This is a genomic window from Dietzia sp. DQ11-71 (genome assembly GCF_014144995.1).
Taxonomy (GTDB): domain Bacteria; phylum Actinomycetota; class Actinomycetes; order Mycobacteriales; family Mycobacteriaceae; genus Dietzia; species Dietzia kunjamensis.
In genome coordinates this window covers 1-3,620 of the sequence record NZ_JAALDT010000508.1, presented here as the reverse complement: position 1 = coordinate 3,620, position 3,620 = coordinate 1, and the positions used below count along the sequence as shown (strand labels likewise).

General features: G+C 69.3%; 3 protein-coding genes and 1 riboswitch. Of the genes, 2 read left to right on the top strand and 1 reads right to left on the bottom strand.

Annotated features, from left to right (window positions below; genetic code table 11):
• Window positions 1-5: 5 nt before the first annotated feature.
• Window positions 6-944, bottom strand: coding sequence for an ABC transporter substrate-binding protein (locus G6023_RS15390; protein ID WP_119192110.1), 939 nt, complete (start codon window positions 942-944; stop codon window positions 6-8).
• An 89-nt stretch (window positions 945-1,033) separates the two neighbouring features.
• Window positions 1,034-1,172: riboswitch (cobalamin riboswitch) on the bottom strand.
• Window positions 1,173-1,332: 160 nt separating this feature from the next.
• Between G6023_RS15390 and G6023_RS15385 the strand changes: the two genes are divergently transcribed.
• Entirely contained in the window at window positions 1,333-1,749 is a 417-nt protein-coding gene (locus tag G6023_RS15385) for a carboxymuconolactone decarboxylase family protein (RefSeq protein WP_241727900.1), read from the top strand.
• A gap of 87 nt (window positions 1,750-1,836) precedes the next feature.
• The gene (locus tag G6023_RS15380; protein ID WP_007631572.1) at window positions 1,837-3,471 is read left to right on the top strand and encodes a long-chain fatty acid--CoA ligase; all 1,635 of its coding nucleotides are present in this window, start codon (window positions 1,837-1,839) and stop codon (window positions 3,469-3,471) included.
• The last annotated feature ends 149 nt before the right edge of the window (window positions 3,472-3,620 follow it).

Here is a 3,620-nt window from a genome sequence, read left to right as displayed (position 1 = left end):
GCGGGTCACGAGGCGGGCTGGTTCGCGGGGCTCTCCGCGGTCTCCGGCGCGGCGTCGGGCACCGCGGTGACGATCGCGGCGACCTCGCGCATGAAGTCGACCACGCGCGGGCCCCACCGGCTGGACAGGTCCTCGTCGACCACGTGGACGCGGCCGTCGCGCACGGCGGTGAGTCCGTCCCAGCCCGGTCGCTCGGCCACGACCTCGGGCGTGATGCCGCAGCACTGGCCGTCGGCGAGGAACACCAGGTCCGGGTCGGCCTCGAGGATGAGTTCCTCGGACAGCTGCGGGTAGGGGTTGTCGCCCGTGGCGATCGAGGTCAGGCCGAGCAGGGAGTAGATCTCGCCGACGTAGGTGTCGTCGGTGACGGTGTAGTAGGTGTCGTCGAGTTCGTGGAAGTACGTCAGCGGCGTCTCGCGCTCCGGCACGGAGGCGACGATCTCGTCGATCTCGCTCTGCATCCGCGACACGAGTTCGGCGGCCTCGCCGATGTGCCCGGTGGCCGCCCCGACCTGCTCGAGCTGGGTGTAGGTGTCGTCGAGGGTCTGCGCGGCGGGCAGCTGCAGCACCTCGACGCCGGAGCGTTCGAGGCCGGCCACGATGTCCCCGGTGTCGTCGGTGAGCACGACGAGGTCCGGCGCGTATCCCAGGATCGCCTCGAGGTTGGGCGTGTACCCGGACAGGTCGGTGACCGGGGCGTCGGAGGGGAAGTCGGACCGCTCGTCGACCGCCACGACGCTGTCCCCGGCGCCGACGGCGTAGAGCATCTCGGTGGTGGTGGGGGCCAGCGACACGATCGCCTGCGGTTCCTCCGCCGCGGCGGAGGTCTGGTCGGCCGGGGCCGGCTCGTCGCCGCCGGTGCCGCTGCCGCTGCACGCGGAGGCGACCAGCGCCAGGGCGGCCAGGGGGGCGAGCAGCAGCGAGCGGGCTCGTGGATGGTGCATGGCATCCTCCGTGATTCGGAGGAAGAAAACAGCTCGGGCCGCGGCCTGGGCCGCTGCACGCGACCGTCCTTCGTCCGAGGTCAGTACGTACGGCTGCCGCGGAACCGGCCGACCTGGCTCGCCCGTCCTGAGACGGGATCACAGTTGCGGGACAGCGTCGGATTCGCACCGACTTCCGCCGAGTTGCCGCGGGGTCCGACGCTGGTGGCCGGACCCGTCGAGGGTATCCCACCCGTCGTCGCGTCCGCCCATCCCATACATCCGCTGTCGCCCCTGTCCGAGCCGTCCCCGCGCCTGGCCGGGGCGGGGCGAGGTCACGCGGAGCTGGTGACGACGGTCGGGGAGGATGGATCGCGATACCTGTCGGCAGTGGGAGAGGACCGTGGAGATGACGACGACGACGAGTTCTGCAGGCGAGGGGCCTTCGGCCGCGGATCTGCGCGAGCAGGGTTTCGCGACCAGGCGCGAGGTGATGAGCGACGACTTCGTCGACCGGGCCATGGACCGGGCTGTCGGGACGGAGTCGGAGGCGATCCAGCACGTGGTCGCAGAGAACGTGTGGGGCAACATCTGGAACCGGCCCGGGTTGGACCGACGGGATCGCAGCCTGCTTAATATCGGGATGCTCGTGGTACTGCGCGCGGACGCCGAGCCGGCGGGGCATGTACGCGGCGGGTTGACCAACGGGTTGACCCGCGAGGAGATCACCGAGGCGGTCATCCACGCCTCGGAGTACTGCGGCGCGCCGGCGGCCCTCGCGGCGACGAGGACCGTCCAGACCGTCTTCGACGACCTCGACGGGTGATCGCCCACACGGCCCAAGGACGTCATGGACGTCAGGTAGTCTCGACACGAGAGTGACAGACGCCACCCCTCGATCAAGGAGCCCCTCATGAAGAGCACGATGATGCCGGAGCAGTTGAACATCAGCACGATCCTGCAGTTCGGTGCGACCGTCCACTCCGATGCGGTCGTCACCACCTGGACCGATCAGGGACCACGGAAGATCACCTACGGCGATCTGGGCAAGCACGCCGCGCAGCTGGCCAACGCGCTGCGTTCCCTGGGGGTCGACGGTGACCAGCGGGTCGCCACATTCCAGTGGAACAACTCCGAGCACTTGGAGGCCTACCTCGCGATCCCGTCCATGGGCGCCGTGCTGCATCCGCTGAACATCCGGCTGTTCCCGGACCAGCTCGAGTTCGTGGCCAACCACGCAGAGGACAAGGTCGTGATCGTCGACCCGAGCCTCGTCCCGCTCCTGCAGCCGCTCCTGCCCCGGTTCTCGACGGTCGAGCACGTCATCGTCACCGGTGGGGGCGCCGCGAACCTCGAGGCTCCCGAGGGCATCCAGGTGCACGACTACGACGCGCTCCTCGCCGCCCAGCCCACCGAGTTCGATTGGCCGGAGGTCGACGAGAACTCCGGCGCCGCGATGGCCTACACCTCGGGCACCACCGGCGACCCGAAGGGCGTCGTCTACTCGCACCGGTCGATCTACCTCCACTCGATGCAGGTGTGCATGTCCGACGGCATGGACATCTCGCTCGACGACAACGTGCTGGCGATCGTGCCGATGTTCCACGCCATGTCGTGGGGCCTGCCGTACGCCGCGTTCATGGTGGGCGCCTCGCTGCTCATGCCGGAGCGTTTCCTACAGCCCGAGCCGCTGGCCGCGATGATCGCCTCCGAGCGTCCGACGCTGGCCGCCGCCGTCCCCACGATCTGGCAGGCAGTGGACGCGTACAGCGTGGACCACCCCATCGACATGTCGAGCTTCCGTGCGGTCGTCGTGGGCGGCAGCTCGTGCCCGCCGGAGCTGATCCGCAAGTTCCGGGACAAATACGGGATCAACATCGTCCACGCGTGGGGCATGACCGAGACCTCGCCCATCGGCACCCTGTCCCGCCCGAAGGCCTCCCTGCCGGAGGAGAAGCAGTTCGAGCTCCGCATGACGCAGGGCCGACTCATCGCCGGCGTGAAGGCCCGTATCGTCGACGATTCCGGCCAGGCCCTGCCATGGGACGGCGAGTCCGTCGGCGAGCTGGAGGTCCGCGGCCCGTGGATCACCGGCAGTTACTACAAGGTGGACGCCTCGGACTCCTTCGACGACGGCTGGCTGCGCACCGGCGACGTGGGGTATATCAAGCCCGAGGCGTTCCTGCAGCTCACCGACCGCGCGAAGGACATCATCAAGTCCGGTGGCGAGTGGATCTCGTCCGTCGAGGTGGAGAACTACCTCCTCGAGCACCCGTCCGTGGCGGAGGCCGCCGTGATCGGTGTCCCCGACCCCAAGTGGGACGAGCGGCCGCTGGCCACCATCGTCGTCAAGGACGGTGTGCCCGACCCGAGCGTCGAGGAGCTGCGCGATCACCTGGCCGAACGGATGGCCAAGTGGCAGGTGCCCGAGAAGTTCGCGTTCGTCCACGAGATCCCCAAGACCTCCGTCGGCAAGCTCGACAAGAAGCGCATCCGCGTCTCGCATTCCGACGGCGAACTCACCGTGGTCAACGCCCTGGAGAACTAGGCAGGCGGAAGGTCGAACGCGGGAACGCGTCGTCGGCCAGCGGAGGGCCCGGGATTGCGGTATGACCGCCCCCGGGCCCTGCTTCTGCGCTACTGGCTGCTCGGTGCCAACCGTCCCGCCGGCCGCCACGCCGGCCGCCACGCTGGCCG